A 16,493-nucleotide genomic window follows, 5' to 3' on the forward strand; every position below is an offset into this window, starting at 1 on the left:
CGGCGACCGGCCTCAGCTCCCGAGGTCCTTGAGGTCCACGGCGTCGGCCAGTGCCGCCAGGCCGGCCTCGTTCGGGTGCAGGTGGTCACCGGAGTCGTAGGTGGCCAGCAGGCGCGACGGGTGCTCCGGGTCCCGGAGGGATGCATCGAAGTCGGCCACCGCGTCGAACTCCCCCGACGTGCGGATCCACTCGTTGACCACCTGCCGATCCTCCTCGCCCGCCGCGGTGTAGTACACCGCGTCCTCGAACGGCGTGATCGTCCCGCCGACCGCGGTGAGCCCGGCGGCGTGAGCCCGCGCGATGATCTGCCGATAGCCGGCGATCAGGTCTCGGGCGTCGACAGCGCCAAGGGTGGCGCCGATGTCGTTGATGCCCTCGAGCACGACGACGGTGCTCACCGCGGACTGGGCGAGCACGTCGCGGTCGAACCGGCGCAGGGCCGAGTCACCGGCCGCACCGGCGTCGGCGAGCAGCCGGTTGCCACTCATGCCCGCATTGAGGACGCCGTACTCCCGGACGTAGGGCCGTTGCAGCAGCCTGTCAGCGAGATCGTCCGGGTAGCGACGGTTGACGTCCGCCGCCGAGGCGACGCCGTCGGTGATCGAGTCGCCCAGCATGACGACCGCTCCGCGAGAGCGCGTGCTGACGTCGACGCCCGACAGGAAGTACCGCGAGCTGTCCATCAAGGCGTACGCGCCACCGCTGTCGCCGACCGCGTCACCGGCCGCCTGGAAGGACGCCGCGAGTCCGCGGATGTGGAAGCTGGCCGGGCCTGTCGGCCCCGGCAGGTACAGGCTGACGACCAGGTCGCTGTCGTCGGGGACCCTCAGCTCGACAGGGTCCGAGAGGAGCTGCGTCCCGGCCGGGATGGTGGCGGTCGCGGACCCACCGAACGTCACCGCGGTCATCGAGCCGCCCTCGACAGCCGGCGTCGGCGTGGTCGCAGCACCGCGACGCGCGGCCGTCGCCGCGCCCACGACCAGCGGCCGGTCGCCGTACACGTTGCTGACCCGGATGCGCACCTCGTCGCCGCCCACCGAGAGGTGAGCGACCTGGCGCAACGTCAGGTCGCTGAAGCCACGCGCTGCGCGTCCGCCCGCCGGCGGGGCGACCGGTGCGGACCAGCTGCCGACCCACTGCCGAGGCGCGCTCGAGTCGGTCGACGCCGTCGCAGTCGTGCCGCCGGCGACCATGATCGAGACGGCCAGCAAACCGCCTGCAAGCCGGCGCGCTGAGCGGTGAGTGTCCATGCGAACTCCCTCTTGAGGGGGCCGAGGGCGCGATCGGACGCACCGCGGTCAGGCCCGATCCCGCCGACGTCCCGAGACGATTCAAACGATTGAGCGCCACCGTGCCACACCGACGACGGCGCTGGCAAGAGACCCTGTCCAGGAATCGTTCAAACGATTGACATACGGCCGTCGACAGGCGTTACATGCGAAGCACACAAACGTTTGACCGCGCACACACTCGGGAGATCAGCGATGTCGAAGAGATGGACCGCCGGGGCGGTCGTCGCCGCCGCCACCCTCGTGGCGACGGGGCTTCCAGCCCACGCCAGCACGCCGACCACGACTGCCCGCACCGGACCGGCGGCGCACGCCGCCGGCGCTGCTGCCACCACTGCGTGGCGGGGTGGCCAGCTCCGCGTCGACACCCGTGGCGTGGTCTCGCGCTCGGACCTCGTGCTCGAGAAGCCCGCTTCGCGGGAGGAGCAGAGCATGCCGCTGGGCAACGGTCGCCTCGGTGCTGCCGTGTGGAACCGCGACGGCCTGACCGCGCAGCTCAACCGGAACGACACCTTCCCCAACCTGCGCACCGCGGGCCGGCTGGTCGTGCCCGGGCTCATGCAGCTCGCGACCGCTCCTGACTACCACGGCCGCGTCGACCTGTACGACGGACAGCTGCGCCAGTCCGGCGGAGGAATGACCGCCCAGACCTACGTGCGCGCCGACGCCGACCAGCTCGTCCTCGAGGTCACCGGAGCCCCGGTCGGAAAGCAGCAGACCGCGGAGCTCCGGCTCCCCGCCAACCGCACACCCGCGACCTACGCGGGCGGCGGCGTCGCCGCGCTGGCCGAGACCTTCGCCGCGAGCGATCGCACCACCGGGGCAGTCGCCGCCATGACGGCCGACGCCCGCGACGTCGCGGCCACGGTGGTCGACCCCGACACGGTCCGGCTGACGTTCACCCCGCGGCGCGACGGCAGCTTCCGGCTCGTCGTCGGCGTGCCGTCGTACACCGGCGGCGACGTGGCGAAGGCCAGCAGCGCAGCGGTCGCCGACGCGGACCGGGGTCGTCTCGACGTCGCACACCTCGGGTGGTGGCACCGGTTCTGGGAGGGGCAGGTCGCCCCGATCAGGATCAGCTCGCCCGACGGCACCGGTGAGTACATGGAGGCGCTGCGTGCGCAGCAGCTCTACACGACGGCGTCGACGCAGCGCGGCGACCTCCCCACGGGCCAGGCCGGCGCCGCCAACATGCTCTACCCGTGGCCGGACGCGGCGGTCTCGCCGTCGACCTGGTTCCACTTCAACCTGCGTCAGCAGGTCTTTGCCAACTACGGCGCCGGCACGGCGTCGTTCAACGCGCCGTACCTGCGGCTCTACACCGGGCACCTGCAGCGGATGGAGGCAGTCACGCGGCAGCACTGGCCGACGGCCGAGGGTGTCTGCGTGCCCGAGCTGATCAACTACGACGGCACCACGACGGACGGCTGTGACAGCACCGAGGCACCGGTGTGGACCAACCGGATCCTGACGGGCGGCCTCGAGGTCTCGCGCGACGTCTGGGAGACCTACCGGTACACCGGCGACGCCACGTACCTCGACGAGGGCTACCCACTGATGCGCGAGGTGGCGAAGTTCTACCTCTCGCTGCTGCAGCCCGGTGAGGACGGCCGGCTGCACCTGCACCACGTGAACTCCTTCGAGACGCAGTGGGACACCACCGACCCGACGACCGACGTCGCCGGCCTGCGCACCATGTTCCCGATCGTCGCGCGGCTGGCGGCACAACGCGGCGATGCGGACCTGGCCAGCCGGCTGGAGACGGCGATCCGGAAGCTGCCCGAGCTGCCGACGACGACCCGGCAGGGCGAGCAGGTCCTGGCCTGGTCGGCGACCGCGGAGCCCGCGAAGAACACCCAGAACACCGACATGGAGGCGCTCTACCCCTGGGGTCAGCTCGACGCCGGCTCAGCTCTGATGCAGACAACGTTCGACAAGAGGGTCTTCCCGCTCACGCGTGAGTGGAGCGAGGACGCCATCTGGGCGGCCCGGCTGCACCGGCCCGCGGAGATGGAGAAGGCGTTGGTCCAGGGCACCGCGGACCTGCAGAAGTACGCCAACGGGTTCAGCGTGCACGGCAAGAACGACGACCCCGAGTCGAGCCACAACCTCTACAGCTCGTGGAACGCGATCGTCGCCGGCGCAGTGCAGGACGGGCTCGTGCAGTCCTACGACGGCACCGTGCGGGTCGCGACCGCCATCCCGCAGGACTGGGACGTCGACGGCAGTGTCGCCCTTCCCGGTGGGCACCGGGTGAGCACCCAGGTCCACGACGGGCAGCCGCTCTACGTCGGCATCCGGGCCGGCTCGGACGACACGCTGAAGATCGCCAACCCGTGGCCCGGAGAGCACGTGCGGGTCACCTCCGACGACCGGACCGTCGTCGCGCCCACCGACTCCGCGAGCGTCACGGTGCCCGTCGCGGACGGCACGTCGTACGTGCTCGAGCGGGTCGCGCACCCGGTGTCGTCGTACCCGTTCCAGGAGATCGGCGGCACCCCGGCTACCAGCGCGAAGCACCTCGGCGGCCAGACCCTGGGAGTCGACGCCGGCCCCGTGCAGGTGGAGTCCGACCTCGTCTCCGGGGTGACCCCGGAGAAGCTGCACGCGCTCGTGCGGGCCCATGACGGCAACCCGTTGTACGTCGACCGCAGCGACAGCATCGCCAGCCTGCCCGCAGAGCTGCGGGACAGCATCCAGATCGAGGGCGCCCAGGCCGATGCGAAGGTGAAGAGCCCGGCGGACTACCTGTCCTTCGACCTGTCCCGCCCGGCGACCGTCTACACCGCGTTCGACGCCCGCGGCGAGGGCACCTGGTGGCCCTCGTGGCTGCAGCAGCAGGGCTGGGAGCGGACGCCGATGACCGTCGGCACCCGCAGCTACCTGCACCGCTTCCAGATCCAGGACGGCCACCTGCGTGCCTCCGGCAGCGGGGTGACCCTCTCGAAGGCAGGGGCCGACTGGGGCGACCAGGTCGTCGAGGCGACGGTGCGGCAGATCCAGGTCGGTGCCGGCGTGATGTTCCGCGCGACCGACAACCGCAACGGCTACTACTGGCAGATCGGCGGCAAGCTGGGCAGCGCCGGCGGCCTGGGCCAGCTGCAGATGTTCAAGATGGTCGACGGGAGAACCACTCTGCTGGGCTCGGTCGTCCCGATCACCCCGGCCCCGGGCAACACCTACCGGCTCCGCATCGAGGCGGTCGGCGACCACATCCGCACCTTCCTCGACGGGACGCTCGTCGACGACCGCACCGACGGCACGTTCGCGCACGGGCGGGTCGGCTTCGACCTCGGTGGCTCCGACATCGGCGAGTACGACGACGTCAAGGTCTCCACACCCGGGGGCTCGACCCTCTTCAGCGAGGACTTCTCCGGTGACCTGTCGAAGTGGGACCTGTCTGCGATCCGGGAGGACGTTCCGCTGGTCGTCTTCAAGAAAGAGCTGCCCGCCGGCCGGGTCGTCCTCGGCCCGAACTCCGGCAACGGCAGCGGTGACGCCAGCTACGTCACCTTCGTGAGGTAGCCGGATCCCGAGCTCCGGCGGCCACGCCGACCGCACGACGTGGCCGCCGGTCCAGGATCGTTCAAACGATTGACTTCTCGTCCGTCCGCATGATTGGCTGAGAGCCAACAGACCCCAGGAGCCGCAGTGGACAACGCCAGCCTGAACCTGGCCGATCGTCGTGCCCTGGTCACCGGCGGGGCCGGAGGGCTCGGACTCGCGATCGCCCGGTCGCTCCTGCTTGCGGGGGCCCGGGTCGCGGTGGCCGACCTGCCCGGTGAGCGGCTCGAGAAGGCGGAGGCCGGCCTCGCCGCGGACGGCGACGTGGTCGCAGTCCCTGCTGATCTCTCCGCACCGGAGCCGGCGCGCGCCGTCGTGGCAGACGCCCTGGACGCACTGGGTGGCGAGCTGCAGATCCTGGTCAACTGCGTCGGCGTGATGCGCACGGTCCCGATGGCCGAGGTCACCGACCTCGACTGGGGCCGCACCCTCGACATCAACCTCAGCGGGGTGTTCCACACGCTCCGGGCCGGAGCCGAGGCCATCCGCCGGTCCGGCGGCGGGGCGATCGTCAACGTCAGCTCGGTGGCCGGCCGGTCCGGGCGTCCCAACGCCGCGGCGTACGCCGCCAGCAAGGCGGGCCTGCTCTCCGTGACGAAGTCCGCGGCGATGGCCTACGCGCCGGACGTGCGCGTCAACGCCGTGTGCCCCGGAGTGTTCCTCACCGACATGTGGGCCGGCATCAAGGCCGAGCGCGACCAGGAGTTCGGCCCGGGTGCGGGCGAGGCCTACCTCGAGGAGATCGCCGGGAAGACGGCGATGGCCCGGGTCGGCCAGCCCGACGAGCTCGCCTCGGTGGTGCTCTTCCTGGTCAGCGACCTGGCCTCGTTCGTGACCGGGCAGGCGATCAACGTCGACGGCGGATTGGAGATGGACTGATGACGAGCGGTGCGCGACAGCTGCGCGACCTCGAGGCGATGTGGCGGATCCGGGTGCTCGAGGAGGAGATCCTCCGGCTGCGGCTCGAGGGCTCCATCACCGGTTCTGTCCACCTCAGCAACGGCCAGGAGGCGATCGCCGTCGGGGTCTGCTCGACGCTGGAGGAGCAGGACGCAGTCTTCGCCACCTACCGCGGGCACGGCTGGGCGATGGCCCGCGGGGTGCCGCCCTTCGGCATCCTGGCGGAGCTGCTCGGCCGTCGGACCGGTGTCAACGGCGGCCGCGGCGGATCGGCGTACTTCTCGGCGCCGGAGCACGGCTTCTACGGCGAGAACTCCATCGTAGGCGCCGGGGCGCCGATCGCGGTGGGCGCGGCGCTCGCGGCGACGTACGACGGCTCGGGTCGCGTTGCGGTGACCGCCTTCGGCGACGGCGCCATGAACCAGGGTGGGGTCACCGAGGCGATGAACTTCGCCGCCGCCAAGGACCTCCCGGTCGTCTTCGTCTGCGAGAACAACAAGTACTCCGAGCTCACCCCCATCAACGACATGGTCCGCAACCCCGACCTCGCCGCCCGGGCCGAGGCGCTCGGCATACCCGCCGTCCACGTGGACGGCAACGACCCGGCCGAGGTCGCCGCCGCAGCCCGCGTCGCGATCCAGGCCGCCCGACAGGGCACCGGGCCGACGTTCATCGAGGCCGAGACCCGCCGGATCGTCGGGCACTACATCGGGGACGTGCAGCACTACCGGCCGGAGGGCGAGCTGGAGCGGGATCTCGCCCGGGAGCCGATCGTGCGCCTGAAGCGGGTGCTGATCGCGTCGGGTGTGCCCGAGCAGACCATCGACGCCGTCGAGCGTCGTGCCCGCAACGAGATCGCCGCCGCCGTCGAGGAAGCGCTGGCCGCCGAGCCGGCGGACGTCGCACGAGTCAAGGAGCACCTGTATGGGTGAGCAGCTGAAGGTCAGCTACGGCGGGGCCGTCGGGCACGCGCTCGACCGCGCCCTGTCGGACTGGCCGGAGACGATCCTGTACGGCGAGGACCTCGCCCTCCCGGGCGGCGTCTTCGGCGTGACGCGGGGGCTCCGTGCCAAGCACGGCGATCGCGTCTTCGACACCCCGATCTCCGAGACCGCGATGCTCGGCGCTGCCGTCGGCGCCGCGATGATGGGCCGGCGCCCGATCGTGGAGATCATGTGGATCGACTTCGCCCTGGTGGCCTTCGACCAGATCGTCAACCAGGCGGCCAACGTGCGCTACGTCTCCGAGGGCAGGCTGCAGGCTCCGTTGACGATCCGCACCCAGCAGGGCACCGCGGCCGGCGCCTGCGCGCAGCACAGCCAGAACCTCGAGGCGCTGCTGCTGCACGTCCCGGGCATCAGGGTCGCGATGCCCACGCTGCCGCAGGACGCCCATGACCTGCTGCTGTCGGCGATCGCGTGCGACGACCCGGTCGTGGTGATCGAGAACCGCAGCCTGTACGCCGGCGCGAAGGCCGACATCGTCGTCGGCGACGAGCCGGCGCCGATCGGCGGACACCGGCTGCGTCGCGCGGGGGACGACGTGACGGTGGTGACCTGGGGGTCGATGACCCGCTCGGTGGAGACCGCGGTCGACGAGGTCGCCGGCGAAGGGATCAGCGCCGACGTGATCGAGGCGGTCTGGCTCAACCCGTTCGACACCGAGGCCGTGCTCGCCAGCGTCGAGCGCACCGGTCGGTTGCTGGTCTGCCACGAGGCCAACCAGACCGGCGGCTTCGGCGCCGAGGTGGTGGCCCGGGTGTGCGAGTCCGGCGTACCCCTGCGGACGCCGCCGCGCCGCGTGGCGACCCAGGACCTGCGGATCCCCGCTGCCGTCGCCCTTGCGGAGGTCGCACTGCCGCAGGTCGACGACATCGCGCGAGCCCTGCGCCAGGTGATGGGCCGATGACCGGTCCGACCGGTGGGGAGGTCCTGGGCACCTGGCACTTCAGCTTCACCGTGCGGGACATCGACGCCTCGGTCGCGTTCTACCGCGACCTCCTGGGCCTGGAGCTGATCCACCAGCAGGACCAGGACAACGACTACACCCGCACCCTGGTCGGGTTCCCCGATGCCTCGTTGCGGATCGCGCAGCTGGCCGTCCCGGGCGAAGCACGGGGAATCTCGGGACACCACCTCGAGCTGGTCGAGTACGTCGTGCCGCGCGGTGCGCGGTACGGACCGGAGCGCAACCGCCCCGGCGCCTCGCACCTCGCCTTCTGCGTCTCCGACGCCCGCGCCACCCACGAGCGGCTGGTCGCGGCCGGCGTACGGTTCGTCAGCCCGCCCCAGGCCATCACCGCCGGGGTCAACCTCGGCGGCTTCACCTGCTACTTCCTCGACCCCGACGAGATCACGCTCGAGCTGGTCCAGCCGCCTCCGCACAGACTGGCCACGGGCACGGCTGGTCTTGAGTAGGGTCGGCGACATGTCTGCCACCGTTGACGGCGCCCCGCCGCGCCGTGCGCGGACCGGCGAACGCCGGGTCACCCTGGTCGACGTCGCCAAGGCCGCGGGCGTCGACAAGGCGGTCGTGTCGCGGGTTGTCAACGACGATCCCGCCCTGGTGATCCGGCCCGAGACGCGCGAGCGGGTCAAGGCCGCGATCGCGGACCTCGGCTACCGGCCCAACCTCGCAGCCCGCAGCCTGCGCACCTCCGAGGCCCGCTCGCTGGGGCTCGTCATCCCGGACTTCAGCAACCCCGTCTACTCCGAGATCATCACCGGCGCCGAGACCGAGGCGCTGAGCCGCGGCTACGTGCTCATGGCGGGGTCGTCGTCGAGTGTCGGCGGGTCGTCGCAGCGCTACCTCGACCTGCTCGGCGCCGGCCGGGTCGACGCCCTGCTGCTCGCCGGCGGCTCGATGACCACGGCCGACCAGGCGTGGCTGCAGCGCCAGGGTCTGCCGTGGCTGATGCTCAACAACCGTCCCACGCGTGGCGGCACCCCGCGGTACGTCGTCCTCGACGACGCGAAGGCCGCCCGGCTGGCGGTCGACCACCTCCTCGAGCTCGGTCACACCCGCATCGCGCACGTCGCCGGACCGGCCAAGGCGGACACCTCGTCGCGCCGCCAGCGCGGCTACCAGCAACGGATGAAGGCCGCCGGCGCAGACGTGCCGGCCTCCTTCGTCGCGTCCGGCGACTACACGCCGGCCGGCGGGCGACAGGCTGTGGACCAGCTGCTCGCCGCCGCCAAGCGGCCGACCGCGATCTTCGTCGCCAACGTCGCGTCCGCGATCGGAGTGCTCGACGGGTTGCACGAAGCCGGGCTGTCGGTGCCGGAGGACGTCTCGGTGGTCGCCGTCCACGACCTGCCCCTCGCCGCGCACCTGTCGCCGCCGCTGACCTCGGTCTCGATGCCGCTGCGGCGCCTGGGTGCCCGCGGGGTCGAGCTGCTGCTGTCCACGGACGCCACCGATGTCGTCGAGGAGAAGCTCTCCGACCACATCGAGCTCGTCGTCCGCGAGTCGACCGCTCCGCCGCCTCGCTCCGGTCGCCGATCGCGCTAGGGGCGCGTGCCCGATCCGGGCGCCCGGCCGTCGTCACCACCCACCGGGTGCGGCACCAGCACCACGACCTCCGCGATCTCCAGCCACGGCCGCAGCGGCAACGAGTCCAGGGCCTCGTCCAGCGCGCTCCGGTCTGCGGCCCGCCACACGCCGACGTTGGCGCGGCGCCCCTCGAGTCGCCAGATGTGCTCGATCACCCCGGCTTCGCGCAGGGCGATGCCGCGGGCGGTCTCGGCGGCGTTCAGCCGCTCGAGCTCCTGCGCCGCGAGGTCCTCCGGGAGGTGCGCCTCGAGGCGGACCAGGAACCTCACTGCGCGTCGGACAGCAGCGCGTCGAGCCGTCGGTGGGCCTCGGCGAGTGCCTGCCTCGCCGTACCCTCCTCGACCACGGCGCGCATCATCTCGTTCAGGATCCCGGCCATCGCCGGCCAGCGTGGGTCGACCGGCACCGAGCGCGAGTTGCGGTGGGCCGACTCGAGCTGGGAGTAGTACGGCGCGAGCGCCTGCACCTCGGGCTCGTCCCACACGTCACGACGCGTCGCCGAACCGCCGCTCACGGCGGTGACCACGTCCATGTCGTGGGTGCTCAGGCGGCGGACCAGCTCGATCGAGCGCTCCGGGTCGCGAGCGCCGGCGGGCACGGCGAGCACCCAGTAGGCGTTCATCGTGACCGCACTGCCACCCGGGCCGTCATGGCCCGGCACCGGCGCGCACCCGACTAGGCCGTGCGTGGGTGACGCCGAGTCCGCCGACAATGAGGCGAACCCCGCCCAGTTGACCATCATCGCCGCCTCGCCGGCGGCGAAGTGGATGCCCGACTGGACGCTGTCCCAGCCGGCTGCCTCCGGGTCGACGACCTTGCTCTCGTGCCACAGGTCGTGGAGGAAGTCGATCGCCGCGGCGGCGGCCTCGCTGTCCAGGCCGGAGCGACCGTCGACCACCAGCTCGCCCCCGCGGCTCCACAGGTGGGTGAGGAAGTCGTAGACGTTGTTGTGCTCGTCGGGGTATCCCGCGAGCACGGTGCCGCGCAGGCCCTGGTCCGGCCGGTCGAACCACACCGCCTGGTCGTGGAACTGCGTCCAGGTCGCCGGCGGCGCCAGCGGGTAGCCGTGCTTCTCCTCGAACCCGGCCTGCTCGGTGGGCGACTCGTAGAGGTCCGTGCGGTACAGGCACATGATCGGCCCGTCGTGGTAGGCCACGCCGTAGGTCCGGCCGTCAGCATCCTGCTGCAGCTCACGCAGCGCCGGCACCCAGGCGTCCGGCCAGCCGTCGGGCGCCTGCTCCGCGAACGCGTCGTCGAGCGGCAGCAGGAGGCCTTCGGCGATGAGGTGCGGCAGCCAGTCGGTGATCAGCAGCAGCACGTCGTACTCGCCCGACGTCGCGGCCGATCCGTCGCCGACCACCCGCTCCTCCAGCTCGGAGATCTCGACGAGCTCGTGCCGGGCGGGCAGGTCGTCGAGGGACCCGAGCTGGGTCGAGAACGACCGCTCGAAGCCGTCGAAGGCACGCCCCAGCACCACCAGCTCACGGACGTCGGACATGGCACCTCCCAGAGTGGTCCACGGACTGTTCAAACGTTTGACTATTCGTATCACGAGTGCTGTGATGTTGGGAACACCCAGCGTCACTTGGGAGGCACCGTGCTCGACCCGTTCACCGAGCTCGCCGCCTCGTGCGACCTCTCCGTCCCCGACGAGATCAAGCTGCCGGTGGGCGTCATCGGCGCCGGTGCCATCACCCGGTTCGCCCACCTGCCGGCGTACGCGCAGGCGGGCGTGCCGGTCGCGGCGGTGACTGACCTCGACGCCGAGCGCGCCAAGGCGCTGGCCCAGGACTTCGACGTCCCCCGGGTCGCGACGCTGGAGGAGATCCTCGCCGACGACGACATCCCGGTCGTCGACGTCGCAGTGTTCCCGGAGGCGCAGCCCGAGATCGTGCTGCGGGCGCTCGAGGCCGGGAAGCACGTCCTGGCGCAGAAGCCGATCGCCCCGGAGTCGAAGCGCGGAGCAGAGCTGGTCGAGGCCGCCCAGAAAGCCGGGCGCTCGCTGGTGGTGAACCAGCAGATGCGGTACGGCGAGGGCATGGCCGCCGCCAGGGCGATGGTCGAGGCCGGCTGGATCGGCCAGGTGACCGCGGCGTACGTCTCGGTCGACATCGTCACCGACTGGTCGGCCTGGCCGTGGCTGGTGGAGTCACCCAGGCTCGACCTGATGTACCACTCGATCCACTACTTCGACACCGTCCGCGCCCTCCTCGGCGACCCCGCCGACGTGCACTGCGTGCGGGCCCGGCGCCCCGGGCAGCTGGCCGCAGGCGAGACCCGCACCATCACCACGATGGCCTTCGAGTCGGGCGCCGTCGCCAACGTGCGCGTGAACCACGAGAACCAGACCGGCGACCAGGAGGCGCTGCTCCGCATCGACGGCGAGTCCGGCTCGATCAAGGGCACCATCGGCCTGCTGTACGACTACCCGCACGGCCGCCCCGACACGCTGCTCGTCAACAGCCGCACCCTGCCGACTGACGGCTGGCTCCCCTACCCGGTCACCACCCGCTGGATCCCCGACGCCTTCGCCGGCCCGATGCGTGCCCTCCTGCGCGAGGTCGCCGGCATCGAGCCCGCCCCCACGACAGGAGCCGACGCCCTCAAGACCCTGCAACTGGTCGAGCGCGCGTACGCGGCCAGCGGAGGGTAACGGGGCGCGTCTTTCCGCCCAGATTGCAGCAGCCGCACCGCGGGCCGCGAACGGGGTACTCGACGGAGCTCACGTTCCGAACGCGACAAGAAGGACGAGGGCTACCCGGGAGAGCGCTGGATTCTCCGAAACGGTCAGCTGGCCGCCGATTGTGGTGGCACGGTCGCGTACTTCGGTGAGGTCAGGTAGCTCCCCTTCGACATCGACGTGAACGATGATCGTGGCGCTCTGGTCGTCAATCGATACGGTGGAAGGCGATCTTTCGCTGGCGAGGGCGACGAGCCGATAGGCCGTCGACTCAACGACGGTGGGATACCTGGTCCCGGGTATGTCACCGATCCGCAGAAGGCGATGTTCTGCGAGTGCGGCGAACGCGGCCGCGAGACCGGATTCGCGCAGGACGACCGGATAGAGACCGCTGGCGACGCGACGCAGGTCATCGATCGCCTCGCGGACTTCAGACTCGGCGATGTCCAAGTGGCTCTTGCCGGTGGTTGCTCGGGAGCGAAGCAGCCGCATCGCCAGCGCCAGGCCGATGAGGCGCTGTTGTGCGCCGTCGTGCAGATCTCGCTCGAGTCGCCGACGCTCCTCATCACCAGCGGTGAGGATTCGACTTCCCGAGGATCGAAGGTCGGTCAGCTGTGTCAGCGCTTCGGCGCGCAGTCGCTCGTTCTCGAGGGCGAGGTACACAGCGGACACCAGCTCACCGACGGCCTCGGGGGTCTCGAGGATGCCGTGGCGGTGCGCCAGCACCGCGATCTCGGACCCGGCGTAGGCAAGCCGAGTCTGCACTCGGCCCGAATGCGGGGTCGTCAGAACGACGTCGCGGGCTTCGGCGTCGACATACCGGCGACCGTTCTCGATGGGATAGCCGAGGACAAGGTCGGGATCGCTCAGCCGTACCGCGAGCGCGCCGCGGAGCAGGCCGGGACGGGTCGCGTTGCCGAGGTCGATGACGAGGCTGGTGAGACCGCGTTGGGAATGTCTTGACCGGACGAGCGCGAGCCCGGTCGCCGCAGCCAGCAGCAGTAACGCGAGGGCTTGGACCAGCCAGAGGCGGGCTTGGACCGGGTCAGCGCCGACGAAGCCCGGGTCGAGGCCGTGGCCATACGACGCAGCCACGGCAAGAAGATCAAGGCCCGCAATGGCCCACACCAGACCGACGGCCCTGCGCCGAGCAGCGCTCGACGCGATGAGCCTCCACATGATGGCGACGACCACGACGGCGCTCCAGGCCAGACCACAGCGCAGGCCGAGACGCGAAAGATTCATCGACAGCCGCGCATCGGGGTGCACCACCCACAGGTTGGGTGGACAGCCACTGCACCCTGAAGACGAGGGGTCGAACGTCGCGGCCACGGCAAGACCGAGTAGACCGATGGTTACTACGTAGCCGATCGTGACAATCGCCTGATCGACGCGAGCAATGAGCCGCCCGGACGGGAAGGAGAGGGCGAAGTGGGCGATGACGGCAGGTCCAGCAGCGTTGAGAGCCAGCCCGACGGAGAACACTGCTTGCGAAGCAGTCGGGCTGTCCCACTCGGCGACAAGCAGGGCGACGCCGACCATGGCCAGCAGCATCCATGAACGCCGGGTGGGGTAGCGCCTCCGGGCCGCGACGCCAACGGCCACGGTCGTCCAGCCCGCCAGAAGCAGGATGACCTGTCGGAAGGTCCCGGAGCCTGCGAGGGAGAAGCTTGGGGCGGACCGGACGATGAGGAAGGACTCGAGCCCGATGGCGGTGGCGGCAACACCGATGAAGGCGTCGACAAGGTTGGGTCGGATGGTCATGCCGCCCTCCCCCGGCCTCGATCGAGTTCGCATTGACGGAAAGTCGCGCTGCTTCGACGATCCTCGCACCGAACCCGGTGACCGCGCGTCGGGGAGCGCCCTGACCCGCGTGGGAACAATGAGTGCGACGATCTGCGTGTGACGCCGACCGTCCTCATCGTCGATGACAGCGCGAGCTTCCGTTGGTTTGCGCGGGAGTTGCTCGACGCTGAGGGCTTCGTCGTGATCGGCGAGGCCGCCACCGGTTCCGCAGCGGTGCAGGCTGTCGATCGTCTCGATCCCGACGTCGTCCTGCTCGACGTCGCCTTGCCTGATGCCGATGGGTTCGAGGTGTGCGCCCAGATCACCCGGGCGGGCCGAGCCCGGCCGGCGGTCGTGCTGACCTCCAGCCGCGACGCGCAGGAGTACCACGGACGGCTTGATTCCTGCGCGGCGCGGGGCTTTCTCCCCAAGGCGAGTCTGACCGGTGTGGCGCTCGCAGCGGTCGCGTGTCCGGGCTGACGAGCGATGGCTGACGCCGCGCTCCGCTTCGCCGACGCCGCCGTCGGGATCGTGCTGCTCGGTTGTGCGGCCGTGACGAGTGGGCGCCATCGGCGGGTGGGACTGATCATGGCGGCGGTCGGGGTCACGTGGTTCCTTGGCTCCTTTCTGCCCTCGCTCGTGTTCTTGCACCGTGGCCCGATGGTGCACCTGCACATCTCCTATCCGACCGGCCGGCTGCGCCGCCCGCTGGCGGTGATCACCGTCGCCGGCGCATACCTGGCTGCTGTCTTGGACTCCATCGCCCGCAATCCGTGGCTCACCGCCGGGCTCGCGATCCTCATCGCGGTGGCCGCGGCCGACGTTTTCGCGCTGACGTCCGGCCCGGCGCGAAAGGCGGCAGTGTCTGCCCTGATCGCGGCATGCGCCTTCGCCGGCGTTCTCGCCCTGAGCAGCGCCAACGGCCTGCTCGACCTGAAGGCGGATCGGGCTGTGCTTGTCACCTACGATGCGGTCGTCTGCGTCGTAGTGATGTGGTTGATGCTCGACCTCCGGTATGGCCGATGGACCGAGGCGACGATGTCCGATCTGGTGATCCAACTCGGCCGTCGGGCCGAGACAGGCGGATTGCAGGGCGAGCTCCGCAGACGGCTCGGCGACCCGAGCCTTGTCCTCGGCTACCGGGTGCCCGGCCGCGCCGAGTATGTCGACGAGTCCGGTATGCCGGTCGACACCTCCGGTGCGAACCGCGTCCACACCCCGATTGTGGAGGACGGCGAACCGGTCGCGGTGCTCGTCCACGACCCGGCCATCCTGGAGGACTCGGGGCTCGTGACAGGAGCGGTTGGCGCGCTGCGACTCGCCCTGGTGAACACGCGTACCCGGGCTGAGGTGCAGGCCAGGGTCGCGGACGTGGAGCGCTCCCGACGACGCATCGTCGAGGCTGCCGACGCGCAACGCCGGGCAATCGAACGCGCCCTGGACGCCGGTCCGGAGCGGCACTTGCGGACCGTCGCAGCTCTTCTCGAGCAGCCGGAAGTGGGTGCCGACCCTGCGCTCGCCGGGCAGCTGCCGAGGGTGCTCGACGAGGTCGCGGCAGGCCAGGCGGAGTTGCGGCAGTTCGCGCACGGTGTGCGTCCGGCCCTCCTCGCAGCCGGCGGCCTGACGGCGGCGCTGCCCTCGCTCACGGCGCACGCGGGCCAGGCCACAGAGGTCTCGGTTCGGGTTGGCCGGCTGGTGCCGGCTGTTGAGGCTGCGCTGTACTTCGTGTGCGCCGAAGCGCTGGGCAACGTCACTAAACACGCGGGAGCATCGAGTGCTGTGGTCGATGTGCGCGAAGAGCACGGGTCGGCGATTGCAACCATCACCGACGACGGCCGCGGCGGCGCCGACCCGCACGGCTCCGGGCTGCGCGGGCTCACCGACCGGGTCGAGGCTCTCGGCGGCACATTGCTGGTTGTCGAGCGTCCGGGTGGAGGGACGAGCGTCACGGCAAAGATTCCCCTGAGCGGAAGCAGCGGCCCGTGAAGGTCGTCATCGCCGATGACTCGCTGCTGGTGCGCGAGGGCCTTGCCCGCCTTCTCACCGAGGCGGGCGTCGACGTCGTGGCCACCGCGGCAGACGAGCCGAGCCTGATGCACGAGTTGAAGCACGTGTCCTTCGATGCGGTGATCGTGGACATCCGGATGCCCCCCACCTTCACCACGGAGGGGATCGACGCCGCCCACGCGATCCGCGATGCGTATCCATCCACCGGGATCGTCGTCCTCTCCCAGTTCCTCGAGTCGGGCTACGCATCGCAGCTGCTGGGCGAGGCGCCCGAGCACCTCGGCTACCTCCTCAAGGACCGCGTCACCGACGTGGCGGTCGTGCTCGACGCGCTGCGACGGGTGATCGACGGGGAATGCGTCCTGGACCCGACCATCGTCACCACGCTCATTCGGCGACCACGCGATCCCGGACCGCTGTCAATGCTGACCGCACGCGAACGCGATGTCCTTGCCCTCATGGCCGAGGGCAGATCGAACGCGGCGATCGCACACCAGCTGTTCCTGAGCGCCAAGACGCTCGAGACGCACGTCACCCGCATCTTCCGCAAGCTTGATCTCGCCGAATCCGTCGGAGATCACCGTCGGGTGCTCGCGGTACTGGCGTTCCTGCAGGCACCACCGCGGCCACCGCATCGGGGCTAACCCCGATGACACAACGCGGACTCTACGGGGCTGACCCGGATGGGCAGCCGGCACCGGCCAACTACCGTCGA

General features: G+C 70.8%; 14 protein-coding genes. 10 read left to right on the top strand and 4 right to left on the bottom strand.

Annotated features, from left to right (window positions below):
• Positions 1-12 precede the first annotated feature (12 nt).
• Complete coding sequence (locus tag ACVW00_RS18675; RefSeq protein WP_457112394.1) at positions 13-1,251, bottom strand: SGNH/GDSL hydrolase family protein; 1,239 nt, start codon at positions 1,249-1,251, stop codon at positions 13-15.
• Positions 1,252-1,485: 234 nt separating this feature from the next.
• On the opposite strand from ACVW00_RS18675, the gene ACVW00_RS18680 reads away from it, so the two are divergent.
• The 6 genes from ACVW00_RS18680 (at position 1,486) to ACVW00_RS18705 (ending at position 9,264) form a co-directional block, all read left to right on the top strand.
• A complete protein-coding gene (locus ACVW00_RS18680) occupies positions 1,486-4,815 on the top strand; it encodes a glycosyl hydrolase family 95 catalytic domain-containing protein (protein ID WP_457112395.1) in 3,330 nt (1,109 codons plus the stop codon).
• 126 nt (positions 4,816-4,941) lie between these two features.
• On the top strand, positions 4,942-5,733 hold the full coding sequence (locus tag ACVW00_RS18685; RefSeq protein WP_457112396.1) for an SDR family NAD(P)-dependent oxidoreductase: 792 nt from the start codon (positions 4,942-4,944) through the stop codon (positions 5,731-5,733).
• Complete coding sequence (locus ACVW00_RS18690) at positions 5,733-6,686, top strand: thiamine pyrophosphate-dependent dehydrogenase E1 component subunit alpha (protein WP_457112397.1); 954 nt, start codon at positions 5,733-5,735, stop codon at positions 6,684-6,686. Before ACVW00_RS18685 ends, ACVW00_RS18690 begins: the two co-directional genes overlap by 1 nt.
• A complete protein-coding gene (locus ACVW00_RS18695; RefSeq protein WP_457112398.1) occupies positions 6,679-7,662 on the top strand; it encodes an alpha-ketoacid dehydrogenase subunit beta in 984 nt (327 codons plus the stop codon). Before ACVW00_RS18690 ends, ACVW00_RS18695 begins: the two co-directional genes overlap by 8 nt.
• Complete coding sequence (locus tag ACVW00_RS18700) at positions 7,659-8,171, top strand: VOC family protein (RefSeq protein ID WP_457112399.1); 513 nt, start codon at positions 7,659-7,661, stop codon at positions 8,169-8,171. Before ACVW00_RS18695 ends, ACVW00_RS18700 begins: the two co-directional genes overlap by 4 nt.
• Positions 8,172-8,181: 10 nt before the next feature.
• The gene (locus ACVW00_RS18705) at positions 8,182-9,264 is read left to right on the top strand and encodes a LacI family DNA-binding transcriptional regulator (protein ID WP_457112400.1); all 1,083 of its coding nucleotides are present in this window, start codon (positions 8,182-8,184) and stop codon (positions 9,262-9,264) included.
• Here ACVW00_RS18705 and ACVW00_RS18710 read toward each other — a convergent pair.
• Both ACVW00_RS18710 and ACVW00_RS18715 read right to left on the bottom strand, forming a co-directional pair.
• The gene (locus ACVW00_RS18710; protein ID WP_457112401.1) at positions 9,261-9,575 is read right to left on the bottom strand and encodes a muconolactone Delta-isomerase; all 315 of its coding nucleotides are present in this window, start codon (positions 9,573-9,575) and stop codon (positions 9,261-9,263) included. The two genes, ACVW00_RS18705 and ACVW00_RS18710, sit on opposite strands and share 4 nt — an antisense overlap.
• Positions 9,572-10,804, bottom strand: coding sequence for an extracellular solute-binding protein (locus ACVW00_RS18715; protein ID WP_457112402.1), 1,233 nt, complete (start codon positions 10,802-10,804; stop codon positions 9,572-9,574). The genes ACVW00_RS18710 and ACVW00_RS18715 overlap by 4 nt, the downstream gene beginning before the upstream one ends.
• A 99-nt stretch (positions 10,805-10,903) precedes the next feature.
• Between ACVW00_RS18715 and ACVW00_RS18720 the strand changes: the two genes are divergently transcribed.
• Entirely contained in the window at positions 10,904-11,959 is a 1,056-nt protein-coding gene (locus ACVW00_RS18720) for a Gfo/Idh/MocA family protein (protein ID WP_457112403.1), read from the top strand.
• Positions 11,960-12,028: 69 nt separating this feature from the next.
• On the opposite strand, the gene ACVW00_RS18725 is transcribed toward ACVW00_RS18720, so the two are convergent.
• The gene (locus ACVW00_RS18725; RefSeq protein WP_457112404.1) at positions 12,029-13,750 is read right to left on the bottom strand and encodes a sensor histidine kinase; all 1,722 of its coding nucleotides are present in this window, start codon (positions 13,748-13,750) and stop codon (positions 12,029-12,031) included.
• A 138-nt stretch (positions 13,751-13,888) separates the two neighbouring features.
• Between ACVW00_RS18725 and ACVW00_RS18730 the strand changes: the two genes are divergently transcribed.
• The 3 genes from ACVW00_RS18730 to ACVW00_RS18740 are packed head-to-tail and all read left to right on the top strand — an operon-like array spanning position 13,889 to position 16,422.
• The gene (locus ACVW00_RS18730) at positions 13,889-14,251 is read left to right on the top strand and encodes a response regulator transcription factor (protein WP_457112405.1); all 363 of its coding nucleotides are present in this window, start codon (positions 13,889-13,891) and stop codon (positions 14,249-14,251) included.
• A 6-nt stretch (positions 14,252-14,257) separates the two neighbouring features.
• Positions 14,258-15,757 (top strand): sensor histidine kinase, encoded by a 1,500-nt coding sequence (locus tag ACVW00_RS18735; protein ID WP_457112406.1) that lies wholly within the window; start codon positions 14,258-14,260, stop codon positions 15,755-15,757.
• On the top strand, positions 15,754-16,422 hold the full coding sequence (locus ACVW00_RS18740) for a response regulator transcription factor (RefSeq protein ID WP_457112407.1): 669 nt from the start codon (positions 15,754-15,756) through the stop codon (positions 16,420-16,422). The genes ACVW00_RS18735 and ACVW00_RS18740 overlap by 4 nt, the downstream gene beginning before the upstream one ends.
• Positions 16,423-16,493 lie beyond the last annotated feature (71 nt).

Source organism: Marmoricola sp. URHA0025 HA25, from assembly GCF_054059435.1.